1 protein-coding gene and 2 pseudogenes are annotated in these 3413 nt (G+C 72.6%); all 3 read right to left on the reverse strand.

The annotated features are described in order from the left end of the window. Positions 1–550: pseudogene (locus SACPADRAFT_RS32710) on the reverse strand (hypothetical protein); the annotation flags it as partial. Continuing rightward, positions 547–2604, reverse strand: a complete 2058-nt coding sequence (locus SACPADRAFT_RS0211320; RefSeq protein ID WP_007026993.1) for a P-loop NTPase family protein — start codon at positions 2602–2604, stop codon at positions 547–549. The gene SACPADRAFT_RS0211320 and the pseudogene SACPADRAFT_RS32710, both read right to left, overlap by 4 nt. Positions 2605–2699: 95 nt before the next feature. Further along, positions 2700–3413: pseudogene (locus SACPADRAFT_RS0211325) on the reverse strand (hypothetical protein); the annotation flags it as partial.

Genomic DNA, 3413 nt, shown 5'->3' on the forward strand with positions numbered 1-3413 from the left:
GGCACAGCGCCCCGACGGCCGGATCGGCCACGCACCGACGTGCCACCTGCCGGGCCGAGGCCAGCGCGTCCGCCCTGCCGCCGCCCAGTTCGTCCGCGCGGGCGAGCACGAGCAGCGTGTTCACTGCGGCCACCCGCGCGTGGGGGTGTTCCTGCGCGCCGCGCAACACGGACAGGTCGCTGTTGTGCGGGTGCCCGACCAGGTACAGCACCGCGTCGGCCTCCATGCCGACCGACTCGACGACCCGGGACTCGTCCCCGTCCTCGGCCGGGGCGACGTCGAGCACCGTCAGCTCCGGGTGGGTCCGCTCGGCGGGCACATGGTGCCAGGTCACCGGCCTGCCGTCCGCGGGCTCCGGCACGTGCTCCCCGATCAGGGCGCCCACCAGCGTCGTGCGCCCCGAGCCGCGCGCACCGAGCACGGCGACGCGCAGTGGTTCGGAGAACCGCGCGAGGTGCCGCCGCAGCCAGTTCGTCGCCCGGGGACTGTCCGCGTACACCTCGTGCGCCCGGTTCAACAGGGTCCAGGCGCGGTCGGCCAGCTCGCTCACGCGCTCAGCTCCCGCACCGGCGACTTCGGCGCCAGTGCGTCGGCCCGTCTGCGCAGCACCTCCAGCTCCTCGATCCGCTTGGCGAGTTGCCGGGCGGCGGTGTTGCGCTCGGCGGTCTCGTTCTCCATGACCTGCTTGATGCGCTGGGCGGTGTCGCTGATCTCGGTGCGCAGTTCCTGCGCGACGGCGTTGCAGCGGTCCCGCAGCTCCCGCTGGATCAGCCGTACGGTGTCCTTGCTCTGCTTCCCGTAGGCGAGGAAGAAGTCGTCCACGTGCCGGTGCGCCGCCGTGCGGGCCGTGGCCTGTCGGCGTTTGAGCCGGGTCTCGCGCTCCTCCAGCACACTCTTGGCGCCGAACGCGACACCCGCACTGATCGAGATCGGGTTGATCAGCTCCATCCCGGCCAGCGAGGTCGCGAGCCCGAACATGAGCAGACCACCGTAGGAGCCCCGCATCCCGGTGAAGAGTTTCTGCCCGACCGTGAACTTCTCGACGGTCGGCATCTTGAGGTCCTCGATCTCCTCACGGGGGACGTCGGTCAGCACCGCATCCGACGCGAACAGTCCCGGATCCCGCGGCATGATGGCGGCGGCGAGTCGGTGGGCGATGTACTCGAACCGGTCGAGCAGCCACGTCGAGTTCGCCTCCGCCGCCGTGCGCAGGTTCTCCCGCAACCACTGCTCGAACTCCGGCCAGTCCTTGACCGGGTCCGCCGTGTCGAAGTACTCGTCGGCCTCCCGCAGGATGCGCCGGGTGCGGTCGCGCAGGTCGTAGTCCAGGTCCGCGTTGAGGTCGGCGACCTCGTCCGAGAGCATCGTCTGCCACCGGGACGACTCCCGCTGCACCTCCTCGAGCTTCTGGCTGGCCGCGCGGTACTTGGCGCTGAGCTCCTCGTTGCCGCCCTGCTGCACCTCGGTGAGCCGCTCCCGCAGCGGTACGACCAGGCGCTCCAACGCCAGCCTGCTCAGCGCGCCCACCGACCGTTTCCGCACCTGGGCGATGTTGCCCATCAGGTCCTTGTGCAGGTAGGAGATCAGGGCGGGATACCCCGACTCCTGGTTGAGGTCCGCGTCGTTCGACTCGGCCGCCACCATCCGCAACGACGCCGACACCCCGAACACGGTGGCGGGCATCCCCCGGCTCGCCAGCCGGGCGCGGGTGCGTTCGGCGATCCGCTCCCACTCCGGCACCAGGTCGGTCTTGGTGAAGACCACGGCGGCGTTCGGGCAGAGGGCGAACACCTGGGTCGCGAGGTCGCACTCGGGCTCGGAGGGTTCCCGCGTCACGTCGGTGATCAGTAGTACCGCGTCGGCCTGCGGCACCATCGACAGTGCCGCGCGGGTGTGCTCGGCGGCCGAGGCGTCCGGCCCGACCGGCGGGGTGTCGATCAGCGTCAGACCGGACTCGAGGAGTTTGCGCGGGAGCCCGATCTCGACCCGGCGCACGTCGGCACGCCGGTTCGCCTCCGCGGTGGCCGCGTCGACGTCGACCGGGGTCCGCTGTGCCGCCTCCTCCGAGGGGGGATCGGCGAGTGCGGGGCCCTCCAGCACGAGGCTGTCGAGCGGGGTGCCGACGGAGTGCCACCCGGCCGGGATCGGCAACCGGGAGCCGGTCCGCGAGGCGGGCGCGCCGGACCGCGCAGCCACGGAGGAGGGGCCCGTGTACGGGGCGGGGAGCCGGTCGTCGGCCGGGACGGGGCGGAAGGCGGGGTCGGACGCGGTGCGGGACGCGCCCGCGGTGGGATCCCCCGACGTCGCCGCACCCCCGGAACGGGGATCGGAGAGGAGGGACGCCGTGGGGCCGGAGGCGTGCTGCAGCACGGCGGGGACCGTGGTCGTGACGTCGTCACCCACCGCACACACCGTGCTGCCCAGCAGGCCGTTGAGGAGCTGGCTCTTGCCCTGGCCCGACTCGCCGAGCACGAGCACCCGGACCTTCGGCCCGGCGAGCTCGGCCCGCCGCACGCGCAGGCGTCGCACGAGGTCAGGCCGGTCGTGTGTCGCACACGACCGGATGGTCTCGTCCAACACGTCGAGCCAGGGCGTAGCCGTCATCGATCGGACAGTGTGCCCTGTTCACTCTCCGCAGTACAGGGCGGGCTCGTGACTGGCACGAACCCGCCCTGTTACGGCGTCGAGATCACGGAGTGTCAGCCTCCGAGGCCGAGGTCCGTCACACCGGACGAACCGGACAGCAGGTCGTCGCCGGCGTCGGTGACCCCGCTCAGCGGGCCGTTGCTGACGCTGTCGGTGACGCTGTCCACACCGGTGTCCAGCAGGTTGGAGCTGTTGTCCTCGCCGTTGTCCCCGCTGGGCAGCGGGTTGGCCACCGGCAGCTCCGGAACGTCGACACCGAGGTCGCCGGTCAGGTCGCCGGTCAGGTCGCCGACGCCCTCGGTGAGGTTCGAGGTCCCGGAGAGCAGGCCGTTCGACTCCACGGCGGGCTCGGGCTCCGGCTGCGGCTCGGCGGAGTCGTCGGCGGAGTCGGCCTCGGTGGAACGGGCCTCCTCGGAGAGGGTCGCCGAGCTCTCGCCGGAGAAGGACTCCCGGTCGATCTCCAGCTCGCCCTCGGCCGCGGCCTTCGAGTCGGTCTCCGCCTCGGCGGAGGTCTCGCCCGAGACGTCGACCGGGACGTCGCTGCCGACCGACGAGGCGGCGGTGTCCAGCACCCGGCCCTCGGAGGTCACGTCGGCGGCGACCGCACCGGCCGCGGACTCACTGCCCCGGGACATGCTGTCGGTGTCGAGGGAACCGGCCAGGTCGCCGACGACCGGCAGGTCGGCACCGCCCTGCAGGCCCGCGCCACCGGCGACACCGGCGACACCCGAGACGGTGCCCAGCGCGCCACCGGCCACGCCGGTCGC

Origin of the sequence: Saccharomonospora iraqiensis subsp. paurometabolica YIM 90007 (genome assembly GCF_000231035.2) — a bacterium.
GTDB lineage: Bacteria > Actinomycetota > Actinomycetes > Mycobacteriales > Pseudonocardiaceae > Saccharomonospora > Saccharomonospora paurometabolica.